13 protein-coding genes and 1 pseudogene are annotated in these 17839 nt (G+C 35.8%); 12 read left to right on the top strand and 2 right to left on the bottom strand.

Translation table 11 applies throughout. The features are described from left to right. Window positions 1-59 precede the first annotated feature (59 nt). On the bottom strand, window positions 60-1325 hold the full coding sequence (locus tag ACO1PF_RS01575; RefSeq protein WP_423189627.1) for a replication-associated recombination protein A: 1266 nt from the start codon (window positions 1323-1325) through the stop codon (window positions 60-62). Between the two features lie 188 nt (window positions 1326-1513). Here ACO1PF_RS01575 and gshAB point away from each other — a divergent pair. The 6 genes and pseudogenes from gshAB to ACO1PF_RS01545 all read left to right on the top strand — a co-directional run bounded on the left by gshAB (window position 1514) and on the right by ACO1PF_RS01545 (window position 10176). Then, window positions 1514-3780, top strand: a pseudogene (gene gshAB, locus ACO1PF_RS01570) (bifunctional glutamate--cysteine ligase GshA/glutathione synthetase GshB). Between the two features lie 18 nt (window positions 3781-3798). Continuing rightward, the gene (locus tag ACO1PF_RS01565) at window positions 3799-4953 is read left to right on the top strand and encodes a cysteine desulfurase family protein (RefSeq protein ID WP_423189626.1); all 1155 of its coding nucleotides are present in this window, start codon (window positions 3799-3801) and stop codon (window positions 4951-4953) included. A 36-nt stretch (window positions 4954-4989) separates the two neighbouring features. Then, the gene (locus tag ACO1PF_RS01560) at window positions 4990-5331 is read left to right on the top strand and encodes a hypothetical protein (RefSeq protein ID WP_423189625.1); all 342 of its coding nucleotides are present in this window, start codon (window positions 4990-4992) and stop codon (window positions 5329-5331) included. Window positions 5332-5521: 190 nt separating this feature from the next. Further along, complete coding sequence (mnmA, locus tag ACO1PF_RS01555) at window positions 5522-6649, top strand: tRNA 2-thiouridine(34) synthase MnmA (protein ID WP_423189624.1); 1128 nt, start codon at window positions 5522-5524, stop codon at window positions 6647-6649. Between the two features lie 292 nt (window positions 6650-6941). Next, window positions 6942-7739 carry an AraC family transcriptional regulator gene (locus tag ACO1PF_RS01550; protein ID WP_423189623.1) on the top strand — a complete coding sequence of 266 codons (798 nt, stop codon included), beginning with the start codon at window positions 6942-6944 and terminating at the stop codon, window positions 7737-7739. A 25-nt stretch (window positions 7740-7764) separates the two neighbouring features. Beyond that, the gene (locus ACO1PF_RS01545) at window positions 7765-10176 is read left to right on the top strand and encodes an SF1B family DNA helicase RecD2 (RefSeq protein ID WP_423189622.1); all 2412 of its coding nucleotides are present in this window, start codon (window positions 7765-7767) and stop codon (window positions 10174-10176) included. Between the two features lie 161 nt (window positions 10177-10337). On the opposite strand, the gene ACO1PF_RS01540 is transcribed toward ACO1PF_RS01545, so the two are convergent. Further along, window positions 10338-11246, bottom strand: coding sequence for a diacylglycerol/lipid kinase family protein (locus ACO1PF_RS01540; protein WP_423189621.1), 909 nt, complete (start codon window positions 11244-11246; stop codon window positions 10338-10340). Between the two features lie 164 nt (window positions 11247-11410). On the opposite strand from ACO1PF_RS01540, the gene ACO1PF_RS01535 reads away from it, so the two are divergent. The 6 genes from ACO1PF_RS01535 (at window position 11411) to mltG (ending at window position 17796) form a co-directional block, all read left to right on the top strand. Continuing rightward, window positions 11411-12304 carry a YitT family protein gene (locus ACO1PF_RS01535; RefSeq protein ID WP_423189620.1) on the top strand — a complete coding sequence of 298 codons (894 nt, stop codon included), beginning with the start codon at window positions 11411-11413 and terminating at the stop codon, window positions 12302-12304. 345 nt (window positions 12305-12649) lie between these two features. Beyond that, window positions 12650-15295 carry an alanine--tRNA ligase gene (alaS, locus tag ACO1PF_RS01530; protein WP_423189619.1) on the top strand — a complete coding sequence of 882 codons (2646 nt, stop codon included), beginning with the start codon at window positions 12650-12652 and terminating at the stop codon, window positions 15293-15295. A 173-nt stretch (window positions 15296-15468) separates the two neighbouring features. Next, complete coding sequence (locus ACO1PF_RS01525; protein ID WP_423189618.1) at window positions 15469-15726, top strand: IreB family regulatory phosphoprotein; 258 nt, start codon at window positions 15469-15471, stop codon at window positions 15724-15726. Window position 15727: 1 nt separating this feature from the next. Further along, entirely contained in the window at window positions 15728-16153 is a 426-nt protein-coding gene (gene ruvX, locus ACO1PF_RS01520) for a Holliday junction resolvase RuvX (protein WP_423189617.1), read from the top strand. Window positions 16154-16166: 13 nt separating this feature from the next. Continuing rightward, the gene (locus tag ACO1PF_RS01515; RefSeq protein ID WP_423189616.1) at window positions 16167-16499 is read left to right on the top strand and encodes a DUF1292 domain-containing protein; all 333 of its coding nucleotides are present in this window, start codon (window positions 16167-16169) and stop codon (window positions 16497-16499) included. Window positions 16500-16707: 208 nt separating this feature from the next. Continuing rightward, window positions 16708-17796: an endolytic transglycosylase MltG gene (gene mltG / locus ACO1PF_RS01510; protein ID WP_423189615.1), complete on the top strand. Its 1089-nt coding sequence runs from the start codon at window positions 16708-16710 to the stop codon at window positions 17794-17796. Window positions 17797-17839 lie beyond the last annotated feature (43 nt).

The following is a 17839-nucleotide window of genomic DNA, read 5'->3' as shown; positions in this document are numbered from 1 at the left end:
ATCTTTATATTAGCACGGAAGGCCTATTTAGTCAATGAGGAGTGCTCATGAGAGAACGATTATTTGTTTTTATATTTTACTAGTTGATTGCTTAAAGCATTTTCGAATTTTGATGTCATTATTGGGTTATAATACTGTTTATTTTTGATAACATCAGGTAAATACTGCTGCTTTATCCAATGGTTCTCATAGTCATGAGGGTATTTATATCCAACCCCACTGCCTAATTTTTCAGCTCCTTGATAGTGTGCATCTTTTAAATGGCTTGGAACATCTCCCGCAAGTCCGTTTCTGACATCGCTTAAAGCTGCGTCTATTGCAACTATAGCGCTATTTGACTTAGGAGATAAGCACATTTCAATAACCGCATTAGAGAGAGGGATACGAGCTTCTGGGAACCCTATTTTTTCTGCAGCTTCTACGGCTGTAACGACACGGGCTACCCCCGCCGGATTAGCTAGACCGATATCTTCATAAGCAGTAACGATCAGTCGTCTGATGATTACCTTGAGTTCTCCGGCTTCTATTAAGCGAGCCAAGTAATGAAGGGCAGCATGGACATCGCTTCCTCGAATCGATTTTTGGAATGCTGATATGGCATTATAATGGGCATCACCATCCTTATCGTGACTCAAAGACTTTCTTTGCAAACATTCCTCAGCAACGTCTAGAGAGATAACAATGATTCCATCTTTATCAGGTTCTGTTGATGTAACGGCTAATTCTAAGGCATTCAGAGAACTTCTTAAATCGCCTTGTGTTGAACGAGCAAAATAATTTAGAACTTTTTCATCAATATCAATAGTGTAGTGGCCTAAACCATCTTCTACATCTGTTATTGCTCTATTTAGAGCGGATGTAATTTGAGACTCGCTTAATGGTTTCAACTCAAATATTTGTGCCCGACTTCTAATGGCGGGGTGAATAGAAATATAGGGGTTTTCGGTTGTTGCACCTATTAGTACGATTCTTCCATTCTCAAGATGAGGGAGTAAAAAGTCCTGTTTAGGCTTATCTAAACGGTGCACCTCATCAAGCAGTAGGACAACAGTACCGCTCATTTTTGCTTCTTCTACAACGATTTCCAAGTCTTTTTTCTTGTCAGTTGCGGCGTTTAACATACGAAAAGCATATTGCGTGGACCCAGCTATAGCACTGGCTATACTGGTTTTCCCTATACCGGGAGGACCGTATAAGATCATTGAAGAAAGTTGTTTAGCTTTTACCATTCTCCATATGATTTTGCCTTCTCCTACGAGATGGGATTGTCCAACAATATTTTCAATCGTTTTTGGACGCATGCGGTAGGCTAATGGTTTGTTCAATCTGATTCTCCTTTGAAAAATGATGATCATATCGGTTTGCGTTTCAAGTATAGCATTCTTTTGGATACAATAAAATAAATGTGAACGAACGTTTGCTATAATCTGGCATCTATTTTTCTAGTTTCACTGTTTAGTTTGTGATAAGATAGACTGTGATATTAATAGGAAAAAAAAAGAGGAAGTATAGAATGAATTTTAAAAAAATCATACAAGAAAACAAACTTGAACCATATTTTATAAAAGGATCTTTTGGTATAGAGAAAGAGGGGCTCAGAGCGGATAAAGAGGGATATTTAGCTTTAACTGATCATCCAGCTCGTTTTGGTAATCGTAACCATCACCCTTATATTCAAACTGATTTCAGTGAATCTCAACTTGAATTAGTGACTCCACCTCAAGACACAATGAAGCAGCAGTACCAGTGGTTAAAAGCGTTACACGATGTAGTTAATCGGACACTACCAGAGGAAGAATTTGTCTGGCCGTTCAGTATGCCTAACATTTTGCCGGAAGAAGAAGACATTCCGCTTATTAAGGTCGATGATTCAAATGAAATTAAATACCGCAAAAATCTAGCCGAAAAATATGGAAAGAAAAAACAAATGATAAGTGGTGTACATTTTAATTTTTCCTTTGACCCAGTACTTTTAGAAAAATTAAGTGAACAGCTCCAAGGATATGATGATATAGATGAATGGTGCAATGACTTGTATCTTAAAATGTCTCGAAATTATTTGAGATATCAGTGGGTATTGACTTATTTATTTGGGGCTTCGCCGGTGAGTCATCCGTCTTTACTGGATAGCGAAACGATCGGAATGGTCAGAAGCATTAGAAATAGCACATATGGGTATCATAATACCTTTACAGACAATGTATCATATGAGTCTATAGGTAGATATATCGAAGACATTGAACGATTAGTAAAAATAATACATTATACGAAGAAAGAGAATATTATGGCTCGTCCAGGTTAAGAGGGAAAGGGAAACACGTTTGTCAATTAATAAATAATGGAGCGCGGTATGTCGAGTTCAGATCGTTTGATTTGAATCCTTTTGATCCATTAGGTTTTTCTTATGAGCAATCTCTTTTCGTTCATGTATATTTATTAACGATGGTATGGATGGACCAGGATAATTTAGACGAAGACATCAAAGTAGGTATTAAAATGAACGCACAGACTTCTCTTGAAAATCCTTTCGAGACCTCGCGTTTTCAAGAAGAAGGTCTTTCGCTTTTGACTTTGATGAAACAAACTTGTCATGAATTGAAGTTGCCGAATGAATACTCTGATGTCATTGATGAAGCGATACATATGTTCCATCACCCAGAAGAGACGTTGGCTGCTAAAATAGTGACAAAATTAAAAGAGAAGTCATCATTTATCGATTTTGGTATTGAATTAGGATTAGACTACAAACAACTTTCACTTGAAAAACCGTTTCTTTTAAATGGTTTTGAAACGATGGAAATGAGCTCCCAATTACTACTGTACGATGCTTTACAAATGGGTCTCAAGACGACAGTACTAGATGAGAAGGATCATTTTTTGGCTTTCACTTATAAGGGTAAAAAAGAGTATGTGAGAAATGGAAATATGACATCGAAGGATACGTATATCTCTCACTGGATCATGGCTAATAAAACAGTGACTAAAAAAGTTTTGAGAGAAAATGATTATGCAGTACCAGATGGTGAAGAGTTTTCTACGTTAACAGAAGCTAAAAATTATTATGAATTGACAAGTAACAAATCGATTGTTGTCAAGCCTAAATCCACGAACTACGGGATCGGTATATCTATTTTCAGACAATCACCTTCCAGAAAAGCCTACGAAGATGCTCTGACTATTGCATTCAAAGAGGATGATGGCATCCTGATAGAAGAGTATATTGAAGGAACGGAATATCGTTTTTTTGTTCTTGATGAAAAAGTCGAAGCAGTCTTACTTCGTGAACCTGCGAATATAACGGGTGACGGTAAACATACCGTCAGAGAATTGATTGCTTTAAAGAACAAGCATCCTTATAGAGGTGAGAACCACCGCGCACCGCTTGAAAAAATTAAAACAAGTGAGATAGAAGCATTGATGCTTGAAGAACAAGGGTACACGTTTGAGAGTATTATTGAAAACAACAAGAGAGTGAATCTCCGTGAAAATTCAAATATATCTACCGGTGGAGATTCCATCGACGTCACCGATGATATGCATGAAAGTTACAAGCGAATCGCCGAAGAAATAGCTAAAGCATTGAATGTGAAAGTCACAGGTTTAGATCTGATTATTCCTGATATCGATTTGCCAAGTACTAAAGAAAATCAGGGATACACAGTGATCGAAGCTAATTTTAATCCTGCAATGAACATGCATGCTTATGTACAAAAAGGCAAAGGAAGACGTCTATCAAAGAAAGTATTGGAAATGTTGTATCCCGATATTGAACTTTCATAGTTTAGAAAGGACTTTTTTATGACTGAAACAATATATTTAGACCATGCAGCAACCACACCTATGCATCCAAAAGTTATTGATGAGATGACAGATGCAATGAAGAACCATTATGGGAATGCTTCGAGTATTCATCAAATTGGTCGAGAGAGCAAAGGTATACTGGAAGAAGCTCGACTAATTTTCGCTAAGAGTATCAATGCGAACCCCCACGAAATCATTATAACGAGTGGAGGAACTGAAAGTGATAATATGGCCATAATCAAAACAGCTGAAAAACGTAAAGATTATGGCAAACATATCATTACAACAGCAGTTGAGCACCCTGCCGTACTGGAACCCATGGAACACTTGGAAAGTGAAGGGTTTGAGGTCACGTTTCTACCTGTCAACGAAGATGGAGAAATAACTCTAGAACAAGTCAAAGAAGCTATACGTGAAGACACGATACTTATTTCTATTATGTATGGTAATAATGAAATAGGAAGCTTGATGCCAATAAGTGCCATAGGAGATTATTTGAAAGAATTAGATGCTAAAATCATTTTTCATACGGATGCCGTCCAAGCATACGGGACCGAAGATATAGATGTAAAACGAGATAATATTGACTTACTCTCCGTTTCAGCTCATAAAATCAACGGACCCAAAGGAATCGGTTTTATATATATAAATCAGGCGACTGTGATCCCACGTTTAATCATGGGGGGAGAACAAGAAAACAATAAAAGAGCAGGCACAGAAAATATTCCGGCCATTGTCGGATTTAAAAAAGCCGTAGAACTCAGAATGGGTAACAAGAAAGAATCAAGAGATTTATATAGTCAGCATAAACGATTATTCATAAAAAAATTAAAAAATTCAGGAATCGATTTTAATGTGAACGGATCAGTTGAGAAAAGTTTGCCCCATATACTCAGTATTCATATAAAAGGTGTTCCCGCCGAAAAACTGCTGATTCATTTGGATCTAGCAAAAATCGCAGTGTCGATAGGCTCGGCTTGCACGGCAGGTAATATTGAACCAAGTCATGTCTTGATTGCATTATATGATGAAAAACATCCAGCAGTTGAAGAAACTATACGGATAAGTTTTGGTCAAGGTGTAACGGAAGAAGCAATTAATAAAACGGTAGATAAGATAGAGTCTGCCTGTACTTTTCTAAAGATGAATTAACTGAAAAACACATATATAAGAGGGGGAATAGGAGCAATGGCAACATATAAGAAAGATCATTTAATGGGAAGCGACGATAATTATGGTATTCATGAAGACGCAAAACGCTATACGCTCAGAGATAATGGGTTTTTGGAAAATAAAAATGGATCTTTTCATTATGAACGAGTGTTATCATTAAATAGCCAAGATAAAAAAAAGGCCAAGCTGAAAATAATCATCTCCAAAGATATTGATGAACTCAAATTGTCTGCAGTTACCTCAAACGGATTGAAAAAAATTGATTTATACAAATCAGATCAATTAGAAGAAGAAAGAAAATTCGTTGAAGGTATATTAGATTCTTTGGTTAGTGCAAAAGTGCTTAAAAAAGTTTAAGTGATATTTCTAAAGATAATCAGAAAATGAGCAAATAAGGAAGACACACAATTTTATTGTGTGTCTTTTTTAAATAATCCATTGAATCCCTTGATTTATTCGTTTTAGACAGTATAATATAACAGACTGGAAATATACGAACCTTCAATTCGTGCAAATACAGAATCTTTACAGAAATGATGGTGAAAAAATGTCAAATGCAAGCACAGGCACAAGAGTGGTCGTAGGTATGAGTGGTGGAGTAGATTCATCAGTAACGGCTTTACTACTAAAACAACAAGGGTATGATGTTATTGGCGTTTTTATGAAGAACTGGGATGACACAGATGAAAATGGTGTGTGTACAGCTACAGAGGATTATAAAGACGTGGCACTCGTAGCCAATAAAATCGGTATACCATATTATTCTATAAATTTTGAAAAAGAATATTGGGATAAAGTCTTTCAATATTTTCTAGATGAATATAAAAAAGGACGCACGCCGAATCCTGACGTAATGTGTAATAAAGAAATTAAATTTAAAGCCTTTTTGGATTACGCTATAAGTTTGGGCGCAGAATATGTAGCCACAGGACATTATGCGCGTGTGAAGAGAGACGAAGATGGGACAACTCATATGTTACGAGGAATAGATGCTAATAAGGATCAAACCTATTTTCTCAATCGATTATCTCAAGAACAGTTATCTAAAGTCATGTTTCCCATTGGCGAGATGGATAAGAGTGAAGTAAGAAAAATAGCTGAAGAAGCAGGCTTGGCAACAGCTAAGAAAAAAGATTCAACAGGCATCTGTTTTATTGGGGAAAAAGACTTTAAAGAATTCCTGATGAACTATTTACCAGCACAACCTGGTAACATGGTGGCAGAAGATGGCGAAATAATGGGGCAGCATGATGGATTGATGTATTATACTATCGGGCAAAGAAAAGGACTGGGTATCGGGGGGACAGGTCAATCGAATGAACCTTGGTTTGTCATTGGAAAAAACCTCAAAAATAATGAATTAATCGTAGGTCAAGGATTCACACATCCCAACTTATATGCGACAAGGCTAGAAGCCAGTGAGTTCACGTTTACAATAGATAAGGATTTCCCAGAGACGTTTAAATGTACAGCCAAATTCAGGTACAGACAAAAAGATGTTGGTGTAACTGTACATTTGAACAAAGAAGATAATACAGCAGTGGTGGAATTTGACGAACCGGCACGAGCAATCACACCCGGACAAGCAATTGTTTTATACGATGGCGATGAATGCTTGGGTGGGGGAACGATCGATAGAGCTTATCAAGAGTCTAAAATTTTACAGTACATCTAAATAGACATAAAAAAAGAGTTGCTGTGATTATGAGCAACTCTTTTTTTCACTTACAAAAAATAAAGGGGTCAAATGTCAATCTTTGCTTATAATTATTGATAAAAATTATTATGGTCAAACTATTTATTTTTGCATTTTATTTTCGCTTTTATTTAAGATTGTCACTAATCGTGACTGAGAACCGTGGTGTTTTCATAAAAATTCAACATATTTAAAATAATGAAAGCTTGTTCAATATAGCCTGTTTGTAGTATACTGATAGACAATATTAGTGTTTTTTGGGGGGTCTTATATGTATTTATTTGAGCAGTTTGGTATGGAAGGTGAAGAATTATTTAGGTATTCCTCTTTGATAGATTTGAATTTCCCTCTTCATTTCCATCGAGCTTATGAAATTATGATAGTGGAAAAGGGCGAAATGGTCGTTAAAATCGAAGAAATAGACTATGTTCTGAGAGCTAATGAGGCAGTGTTTATTTTCCCTAATCAATTACATGAATTTTCAACACTTAACCATTCAGTGTCTAAAGCATTTATTTTTTCACCTGAATTGATTGGACATTTTTTTTCTTCTTATAAAAGTTCTGTACCGATAAACAATAAGTTTTTGGTTGATGATGTCCCTCTAAAAGATGATTTCCTATCTATTTATGCTCAAAAAGGGCTGCTCTATAATTATTGTGATAGACTGATCCAAACAACTTCTTTTGAATCGATTAAAGTTACGCCTAAACGAAAAATCATCCAAAATATCCTTGTTTATATAGATAACCACTACCAAGATGATTGTACATTAAGAGATGTTTCGAAAGCTATCCAGTACGACTATGCGTACTTATCAAAATTATTCTATCATTATACTAATTTAACATTTACTACGTACTTAAACAGATACCGGTTAACTCAAGCAGCCTACTTATTACTCAATAGCGAAGAAGCCGTTAGTGAAGTAGCTCAAAAATGTGGATATAAAACATTGAGGACATTCAACCGAAACTTTAAAGCTTTTAAAGATGTATCGCCAACAGTCTTTAGAGAAAATAATGAATTTTCTAAAAAACAGCTAGATAAACCGTCATGTATTAGATAAACTAGTCAAGGAAGGAGGACTTGGTGTGCAACAACTTGATTTTTCAAACGAGAAGGACTCAGAAGAATACATCATTGGTGAAATAGTAGCAATCTATTTTTCTAATCCATCTAACTACTACAAAGTTATATTAGTTAAAATCGATTCCACCAATACAAAGGTTAAAGAAACACAGACAATAGTCACCGGGAACTTTGGACAAATCCAAGAAGGCGATCCTTATAAATTCTTTGGTAAATGGACAGATCATCCTAAATATGGGCTGCAGTTCCTATCGACGAAATATATCAAAGAAAAACCATCTACCGAAGAAGCAATCATTACTTACCTTTCTAGCCCGCGTTTTAGGGGAATCGGTAAAAAATCAGCTGAAAAAATAGTTGAAACACTAGGTCTTGAAAGTTTAGATAAAATATTAGCAGATGAAAGTGTTTTGGACACTGTCCCCGGATTAAATCAAGCAAAAAAATCAATGCTGCTTTCTGTACTAGATAAAGAACAGGGCATGCAGAAAATCATTATTGCTTTAAATAATTATGGCATATCAAACCAGCTTGCGTATAAAATATACCAGCGATTTGAAGGCGAAACCTTATCAGTTATTCAATCTAATCCATATAAATTAATTGAAGAAATTGAAGGTATCGGTTTTAAGCGAGCAGATTCGGTAGCTGAAGAAATTGGTATTGAAGGAGATGCTCCGGAACGAATCAAAGCAGGTATTTTATATACAATTGAAGAACAAACCATGAAATCTGGAGACACATATATTGAAGCGGATTTCCTATTGGAAAAGAGTTTGAAAATACTTGAGGATAGTCGTTCTTTCATTATAAATCCAGATTTAATAGCTGGAATTATTATAGAATTAGTTGATTTGCAGAACATCATTCAAGAAGAAAATCGCTTCTATTTGCCTTCTTTATATGCTTCTGAATGGGGCATTGCCGGCGCATTAGAAAGATTGATGACGAGCGCAGATGAAGAAATATTAAAAGAAAAAGCTATCGACAAAAAAATCAAGCAGTTTGAAAAACGTCGAGGGATAACATTCGGATCATCTCAAAAAGAAGCGATAAGAAAAGCATTAATGTCTTCAGTTTTTTTATTAACAGGAGGACCTGGTACTGGTAAAACGACAGTGTTGGAAGTTATAGTTTCTGTTTTCGCTGATTTACATGATTTAAGTCTGGATCCAGCTGATTATTCCAATGAACCTTACCCTGTTATATTAGCTGCACCAACCGGACGCGCGGCCAAACGGATGAAAGAAACAACGGGCCTACCATCGAGCACCATTCATCGATTACTTGGCTTAACGGGTTCTGAGGAAGACCCAATGCAAGAGTCAGATCGAATGTTGAAAGGCTCCTTATTGATCATTGATGAGATGTCTATGGTGGATACGTGGTTAGCCTACCAGCTGTTGAAATCAGTTCCTAATGATATGAAAGTCATAATGGTCGGGGATAAAGATCAGTTGCCTTCTGTAGGTCCTGGTCAGGTTTTGAGAGATTTAATTTCAAGTGAAATGATTGAAAAAAAAGAATTGACTGAAATTTACCGTCAAGATGACGGGTCCTCTATTGTTTCATTAGCTCACGAAATAAAGAGAGGTCATATTCCAGTAGATTTTACTGGTAAAAAAAAGGACCGTAATTTTTTCCCGTGCGGTACAAACCGCGTTGTTGAAGTGGTCTCTTTACTGGTTACCAAAGCAATTGAAAAAGGTTATACAGCGCAGGATATTCAAGTACTTGCTCCTATATATAAAGGGCAGGCCGGAATAGACAACTTAAATAAAAATCTTCAAAACTTATTTAATCCTAAAGATGAAAATACAAAAGAAGTTGAATTCAAAGATAAATCTTACCGAATTGGTGATAAGGTATTACAACTCATTAACGAACCGGAAAGAAATGTGTTTAACGGAGATATGGGCATTATACAGGGGATCATCTCATCCAAAGAATCTGAAAATAATGTGGAAGAATTAGTTATAGATTTTGATGGTAATGAAGTGAATTATCTTAGAAATGAATGGAATAAAATAACTCTTTCATATTGTTGTTCTATTCATAAATCACAGGGAAGCGAATACCCGATGGTAATTCTACCTATAGTATATGGGTACGGAAGAATGTTGAAAAAAGATATTGTTTACACAGCTATAACACGAGCAAGTCAGACGTTACTTTTGTGTGGAGAAAAATCGGCTTTTGTTAAAAGTGTTTCAGAGAATACAACAGAACGATTAACCTCATTATCTATGCGGATCAATAGTGAAAAAGAAAAAGAGTCTATAACACTAAAAATGACCTCTCGAAATAAAGCGACTAAAACCATTGTTGAAAAGAAAAGTTATGTATTGACTTCATCTGATATAGATCGTGATTCGCTTGATCCGATGATTGGAATGGAAGATATTAGACCTTGAAAAAGGCTGGAATAAAAGCCTAGCCCAAAAAACACAATCCCATTTATATCTGATCGAATCAGAGATGAATTGAGATTGTGTTTTTATGTTTATCTATTTCTAAATATGAAGTGTGACATTTTTTCGGAATCTTTATTTCGTCGCAGTCTATTTAATTCAGACTATATCCAGAAGAGTTGTTTTACTGGTTTGACAGACATGTGTTGTACATTCTTATCTATTAATTCACCGTCTCTCTGTCCATATTGAGGGGTATAAAGTGTGAGTTCGCAAGTGGAAACTCTATGAGAATGGATTTTCGGGTGATTTAAATGTTTCTGGGTGGTTAATACCAAAAATAAGATATGCAGTAATTCCCAGAAAGAAACTTTTTCAGCAACGACTAAATCGATCAGCTCATCGGTTGCAACTGCTTGTGGATGGATAGGGATTCCTCCACCGAAGAATTTATTATTCGTACATACGACCAATAAAGCTTCACCATATGTGAATTTTCGGTCATCCGCAATTAATTTCAACGGGAAGGTTTTCTGTGAAAAATACGCGGACAAAACAGAAGCTAAGTATGAAAATTTCCCGATCGTTTGTTTATTTTTAGTCTGATCGATTTTATAGATGACCATTCCATCTATTCCAAATCCTATACTATTGACAGCTACAATATCTAGAGTGTCGGATGATCCTACTAATATGTCCAGTGATTTAGGGTTCTTTGTTTCGATTATGTTGCGTATGGATGCTTCAATGGATAAGGGTAAATTAAGAGATCGGGCAAAATCGTTTCCGGATCCGGTCGGTATATAGCCGACAGGTAAATGATTGCCGGCATTGACTAGTCCTTGAACGACCTCATTTAATGTACCATCACCTCCGACCGCAACAACAAGTGTATCGTTCTCCATTTTATTCGCAAAGGATTCAGCTAACAAAGTAGCGTGCTGCTTATACTGGGTTAAATGAATTTCATATGTACTGTCTAAAAGATCCATAACTTGTCTGATTTTATTCGTCGTTTTTTTTCCATGTCTTGAATACTCATTAACAATAAAGATTAAATGTTTATTATGCACAGTCATCACCGATTCCTATTTAATAATCATAGTATACGGGAAAACAGGATAAAAAGAAGATAAGATTAGAGATTTAAAATAAAAAAAGTTATCCTTGTATTCCACTTGCTTTAAATGTTAGAATGCTCCAGTTGACTAAATGCGTTTTATAAGGAGGATATTAGATGTTACGAGTAGCAAAAAAATACACGTTAAGTGCGGTGGATTACACCTATATAATATTTGGTTCGTTTTTGACGGCGGTCTCATTTCAAGTGTTTTTATTACCCAATAATATAGTATCAGGCGGAGTGTCCGGGTTATCTATTGCCGCGAAATCGATGTTTGGTTGGGACCCTGCTCTGTTCCAATATGCACTGAATATCCCCTTATTGGTATTATGTTTCATCCTATTAGGAAAAGAAGCTGGATATAAAACTATATTAGGAAGTTTACTCTTACCATTCTTCTTAAGTTTTATTGGACACTGGGGCCCCATTACTAGAGAACCGTTATTGGCGGCATTATATGGTGGCGGACTTACAGGACTGGGTATAGGAATTGTTTATCGAGCAAAATCATCGACAGGTGGGACAAGCGTTATTGTTCAGATACTTTATCAGCATTTGCATTTTCAATTAGGTTTCAGCACGATAGTGGTAGATGGCCTTGTCATTCTCGTTGCTTTACTAGTTTTTGACGTTGAAACAGTCATGTTCTCTCTAATCTCTCTCTTTATTGTTTCTCGTACGATCGACCTGGTACAGCTTGGGTTTAATCGTAATAAAAATGTATTTATTATTTCGGATAATCCTGAAGATATCAGACAGGAAATTCTGCACACTATGGAACGTGGCGTGACAAACTTGGGTATTCGTGGAGGATATGGAAATACAGATAAAGATATGCTTATGGCGGTTATTCAAGAGAGAGAATTCACGCTATTGAAAGAGGCTGTGCTAAAAGCAGATGCGAATGCCTTTGTTGTAGCTATGCCAGCGAGCGAAGTCTTAGGCCGTGGGTTTTCACTGCATAAGTATTTTCCAGCAAACGAAACAGAATGGACAGATACAGAATGATATGCCTCAGTTATATTATGATAAGTAATTGAGTGAGACTATCAGAGAATTATTGACTAATCGGTTTATCTACGCTATAATTTTATCATTCATAGAGGGACATGCTAAGGTGTTATCAAAGAGAGATATTCCACAGCTGAAAGAATATCACACACTATCAGTGCTACCACTCTATTATTCATATGAAATTATGACGTTACTTGGCGTTAACAAGTCTAAAGAGGTAATGACTGACTGAATAAGTTATTGCAAACAAGGTGGTACCGCGCACACTCGTCCTTGTCTGTAGTAGTTTATTCGGTTTTTTTATTTTATATACATTTTACTTTAAAGGGGAAATGACTGATGAAAAATTTATCAAGCTCAGAGTTAAGACAACTCTTTTTAGATTTTTTCAAAGAAAAAGGGCATAAAATCGAAAAGAGTGCATCATTGGTCCCGGTAGAAGATCCTACTTTACTTTGGATAAACTCTGGGGTAGCTACAATGAAAAAATACTTTGATGGATCAGTGAAACCGGATAATCCGAGAATCGCGAGTTCACAGAAAAGTATTCGAACAAATGATATTGAAAATGTCGGCGTGACTGCCAGACATCATACATTATTTGAAATGTTGGGTAATTTCTCAATTGGTGATTACTTCAAAGAAGAAGCAATTGAATGGGCATGGGAATTTTTAACAGGAGATGAATGGTTAGCGCTAGATTCAAATAAACTTTATATCACTGTCTATCCGCAAGATGACGAAACATATACGATTTGGAAAGATAAAATCGGTGTGGATGAATCACATTTAATCAAAGAAGAAGGTAATTTTTGGGATATCGGGGAAGGACCATGTGGACCGGATTCCGAAATTTTTTATGACAGAGGTATAGCGTTTAGTAATTTACCAGAAGAACATATAGAAAATTATCCTGGTGGAGAAAATGAACGATGGTTAGAAATATGGAATTTGGTCTTTTCAGAATTCAATCACAAATCAGATAATACGTATGAAGCCTTACCAAATAAAAATATAGATACAGGTATGGGACTCGAACGTATTGTATCAGTCCTTCAAGATGCTCCTACTAATTTTGAAACAGATCTATTTATGCCGATTATACGTAAAGTGGAAGAGATTTCTGAATATCAATATGGTGCAGAACCAAAAAACAAAGTAAGTTTCAAAGTCATTGCTGATCACATTCGGACGTTGGTATTTGCAATTAGTGACGGAGCGTTACCTTCTAATGAAGGTCGTGGCTATGTATTAAGACGGTTACTCAGAAGAAGCGTTATGCACGGTAGAAAGTTAGCCATTGAAAAACCATTTTTGACACAGCTTGTTCCAGTGGTTGCAGAAATCATGAAAGAACATTATCCGGAAGTCAGTGAAAACATTAAATTCATTGAGAAGGTCATCTTGAACGAAGAAGAGAGATTCCTTGAAACGTTGGCTGCAGGCTTAGATAAAGTTAAAGAAACGGTCGATCAATTAAAAGCAGATGGTCAGACAGTTATTTCAGGAAAAGATGTCTTTCAGTTATATGACACTTATGGTTTCCCTATAGAATTAACTGAAGAAGTTGTATTTGAAGAAGATATGAAAATCAATTATGAAGAATTTGAAATTGAAATGGAAAAACAACGGGATAGAGCCCGTTCTGCACGTCAAGCGGAAGGATCTATGGCTATTCAATCGTCACTTTTAAACAGCCTCAACATTAAGAGTGACTTTATTGGCTATGATACTGAGGAAATTACCAGTAAATTAGTTAAAATTATTAAGGATGATGCGTTTGCTGAAACAGCGGAACCTGGAGAATCAGTCAGACTTATATTCGATGAAAGTCCTTTTTATGCTGAAAAAGGTGGGCAAGTAGGCGATAGTGGTTTAATACTCAATGAAAATCAAACTGTTATGGCTGAGGTTACGAACGTTAAATCGGGTCCTGAAGGTCAGCCTATACATGAAGTAGAGATCAGACAGACCTTGACTGCGAACGAAGCCTATCATTTAGTCATCGATAAAAAACGAAGAGGTTTGATTGAACGTAACCATACTGCTACGCACCTTTTACATCAAGCATTAAAAGATACTATAGGTAATCATGCAAATCAAGCAGGATCATTGGTTGAAGATGATTATTTAAGATTCGATTTCACTCATTTTGGACAAGTAACAGAAGATGAATTGAAAGAAATTGAAGAAATCGTCAATCAGAAAATCCAAGAAAACCTTAAGATCGAAACAGTTGAAACAGACATTGAGACAGCAAAAAAAATGGGAGCAATGGCATTATTCGGTGAGAAATATGGCAATAATGTGCGCGTCGTAATGGTTGATGAGTATTCCAAAGAGTTGTGTGGAGGAACGCATGTTAATACCACATCTGAGATAGGTATATTCAAGATCCTATCAGAGAGTGGTATAGGTGCAGGTACAAGAAGAATTATTGCTCAGACAAGCGAGGGCGCTTATCGTTGGATGGAAGAGCAATTAACTATTTTGAAACAAGTGTCTAAACTTATGAAAATACAATCACTAATAGATCTTCCAGTCAAAATCGAAGGCTTACAGAAAGAATTGAAAGATATCAATCAGCTGAATGAGTCGTTACATGCAAAATTAGCTAATGCACAAGCTGAAGATATCTTTACTCAAGTCAAAACTGTAGGGGATTTAACGTTTATTGCTGAAGAGATTAAAGCAAAAGACATGAACCAATTAAGACAGTTAGCAGATAAATGGAAGCAAAATAATTATTCAGATATTTTAGTTTTAGGTTTAAGAATTGAAGGCAAAGTAAATATCATTGCATCACTTAATCAAAAAGCTATAGACAAGAAACTTAAAGCAGGCAACTTGATAAAAACAATCTCCCCATATGTAAAAGGTGGAGGCGGAGGACGCGATGACTTTGCTCAAGCTGGAGGTAAAAATCCTGAGGGACTACCTGAAGCGCTAAGAGCAGTTCCAGAATGGATCGAGTCAAACAGTTAAACTTGAGTACCAATGTAATAACAGGTAACCTTAAAAAAGAAAAGTAACGATCATAGATTGCATTGTACTTTGAATGCATTTCTAGTAAAATGAATATAACAGAAATTTTTCAAAAAAGAATATAATGAATGAGTTACTTATATTCGTTATTGAAAAGACGGAGGGAACGTTAAATGACTATAAATGATCATACTGTTCGATTTAGTGTTGATAATATTGATGAACACAATGTCGACGAAACGTTAAAATTAGTATATAAAGCCTTAGAGGAAAAAGGATATAATCCTATAAATCAAATCGTTGGCTATTTGTTATCAGGAGATCCTGCTTATATACCTCGTCATAATGATGCGAGAAACTTGATAAAACGACACGAAAGAGATGAAATTTTAGAAGAATTAGTTGCTCATTATATTGAGAACAAAAAATAAAATGCGTATCATGGGTTTGGATGTCGGCTCAAAAACCGTTGGGGTTGCTGTAAGTGATCAGTTTGGTTGGACAGCTCAAGGAATAGAAACAGTTAAAATCAATGAATCTAAGAACGAATTCGGTTTTGATCGAATCAAAGAACTCATTGAAGAATACGAGGTAGAGTCATTCGTTGTCGGTTTACCTAAGAATATGAATGGGACAATTGGTGAACGTGCTGAGATTTCAATGGAATATGGGCAAAAACTCGAAGAACTTTTTAAATTACCAGTGATCTACCAAGATGAGCGATTAACTACTATGCAAGCAACTCGAATGCTAATTGAAGAAGGCAATACTTCACGAAAAAAAAGAAAAAAAGTTATAGATAAACTTGCTGCTGTAATGATATTACAGAATTATCTAGATCAACATTCAAAGAATTGAAGGAGGAATAAAAATGTCAAAAGAACATGACAATGAGCACGAGCATGAACATGAAAACATTACGATTATAGATGAAGAGGGAAATGAAGAGTTATACGAGATTCTTTTTACTTTCGAATCAGACGATTTTGGTAAATCATATGTATTAGTTTATCCAACGGGTACCAACGAAGGTGAAGAGGTTGAACTTTCTGCATTTTCTTATAAAGAATCAGAGGGTGGGCTTGAAGGCTCTTTGAGTTCAATTGATTCTGATGAAGAATGGGAAATGATCGAGGAAGTCTTAAATACATTTATAAGCGAAGAGGAAGAAGACGACGACGAGTACGAAGAAGACGACGAATAATAGAAAAATATAAAGATGGATAGGGAAATTAGTCTAACTCATGATGCTATAGGTATGAAAGACTTTCCTCTATCCATTTTTTTTTGGAATAAAACATACTATTGACAAGATGATAAATAATAATGAGAAGGAAAATGTCTTTTCTGCGGTATACATATTGTGTATAATGATTAAGATAACTAGCTTATTAAAAAAGGATGGACAGTGGATGCCTGATAGAAAATCGATAAAAACGGTCAGAAAAATTGTATTAAGTATTGTTTCAATTTTAATCATATTAATTGTTGTGCTCGTTTTTTCGGGCTATCAATATTACACGTCTTCTTTAGAACCTTTGGAACCAGGTAGCAATGAAGATGTACCGATCGAGATTCCTATTGGCTCATCACGTACGGATATCTCTCGAATCTTAGAAGAAAATCAGATTATTCGAAGTGCTTTTGTTTTCAACTATCATTTAAGATTTACTGGTGAAGAGGGCTTTCAAGCTGGATACTATCTGTTTTCCCCTTCAATGTCTACAAATGAAATTGTGACTCAGCTCCAAGAGGGTGGAACTCCAATTATGGAAGAGGCATCAGGCTCTATAACAATTCCCGAAGGTTTTACTGTAGAACAAGTCGCTATTGTGATAGGACAACAAACGGATTATTCTATTGATGAATTTTTTGATTTAATCGAGGATGAGGATTTCCTAGCTGAAAAAGCTGAAGCATTTCCCGAGTTGTTAAGTGAAGCCACTGAAGTTCAAGAGGAAACACTATATAATCTAGAAGGATATTTGTATCCAGCGACTTATGAGTTACTCGATGATACGACATTGAACGAATTAGTCACTCAAATGATCAATCAAATGAATCAAATTTTTGAAGACCATTACGCACAAATAGACGAACAGGAAACGACAGTGCATAAGATACTGACAATGGCTTCATTTATCGAAAGAGAAGGCATAACCTATGAAGACCGTGAGTTGATTTCGGGTGTTTTTTATAATCGTTTAGACGCTGGAATGGCACTTCAAACAGATGTGAGTGTCACCTATGCTCTCGGAGAGCATCAAGAAAGAATAACCTATGACGATTTAGAAATAGATTCTCCTTATAACTTATATAAGCATACAGGTTTAGGACCAGGCCCCGTTAATAATCCTTCTGAAGAATCTATTCGAGCTAGCTTATATCCGGTCGAAACAGACTATATGTACTTTTTGGCAGATTTATCAACAAGAGAAGTTTATTTTTCGGAATCATACGAACAACATTTAGAATACAAACGAGAATATATAGATGACTAAACAATTTACACGAAAGCATTGAGTCATAATTCGGCTCAGTGCT

The organism is Alkalibacterium sp. f15 (assembly GCF_049389645.1).
Classification (GTDB): Bacteria; Bacillota; Bacilli; order Lactobacillales; family Carnobacteriaceae_A; genus Alkalibacterium.
The sequence above is the reverse complement of the archived record's forward strand: the minus strand, read 5'-3'. Positions and strand labels throughout refer to the sequence as shown.

Excerpts from the sequence above, each read along its gene's own strand:
- ACO1PF_RS01525 (WP_423189618.1), top strand. The coding sequence starts at position 15,469 with ATGACTATAAATGATCATACTGTTCGATTTAGTGTTGATAATATTGAT.
- ACO1PF_RS01550 (WP_423189623.1), top strand. The coding sequence starts at position 6,942 with ATGTATTTATTTGAGCAGTTTGGTATGGAAGGTGAAGAATTATTTAGG.
- mltG (WP_423189615.1), top strand. The coding sequence starts at position 16,708 with ATGCCTGATAGAAAATCGATAAAAACGGTCAGAAAAATTGTATTAAGT.
- ACO1PF_RS01565 (WP_423189626.1), top strand. The coding sequence starts at position 3,799 with ATGACTGAAACAATATATTTAGACCATGCAGCAACCACACCTATGCAT.
- ACO1PF_RS01535 (WP_423189620.1), top strand. The coding sequence starts at position 11,411 with ATGTTACGAGTAGCAAAAAAATACACGTTAAGTGCGGTGGATTACACC.
- ruvX (WP_423189617.1), top strand. The coding sequence starts at position 15,728 with ATGCGTATCATGGGTTTGGATGTCGGCTCAAAAACCGTTGGGGTTGCT.
- ACO1PF_RS01515 (WP_423189616.1), top strand. The coding sequence starts at position 16,167 with ATGTCAAAAGAACATGACAATGAGCACGAGCATGAACATGAAAACATT.
- ACO1PF_RS01560 (WP_423189625.1), top strand. The coding sequence starts at position 4,990 with ATGGCAACATATAAGAAAGATCATTTAATGGGAAGCGACGATAATTAT.
- mnmA (WP_423189624.1), top strand. The coding sequence starts at position 5,522 with ATGTCAAATGCAAGCACAGGCACAAGAGTGGTCGTAGGTATGAGTGGT.
- alaS (WP_423189619.1), top strand. The coding sequence starts at position 12,650 with ATGAAAAATTTATCAAGCTCAGAGTTAAGACAACTCTTTTTAGATTTT.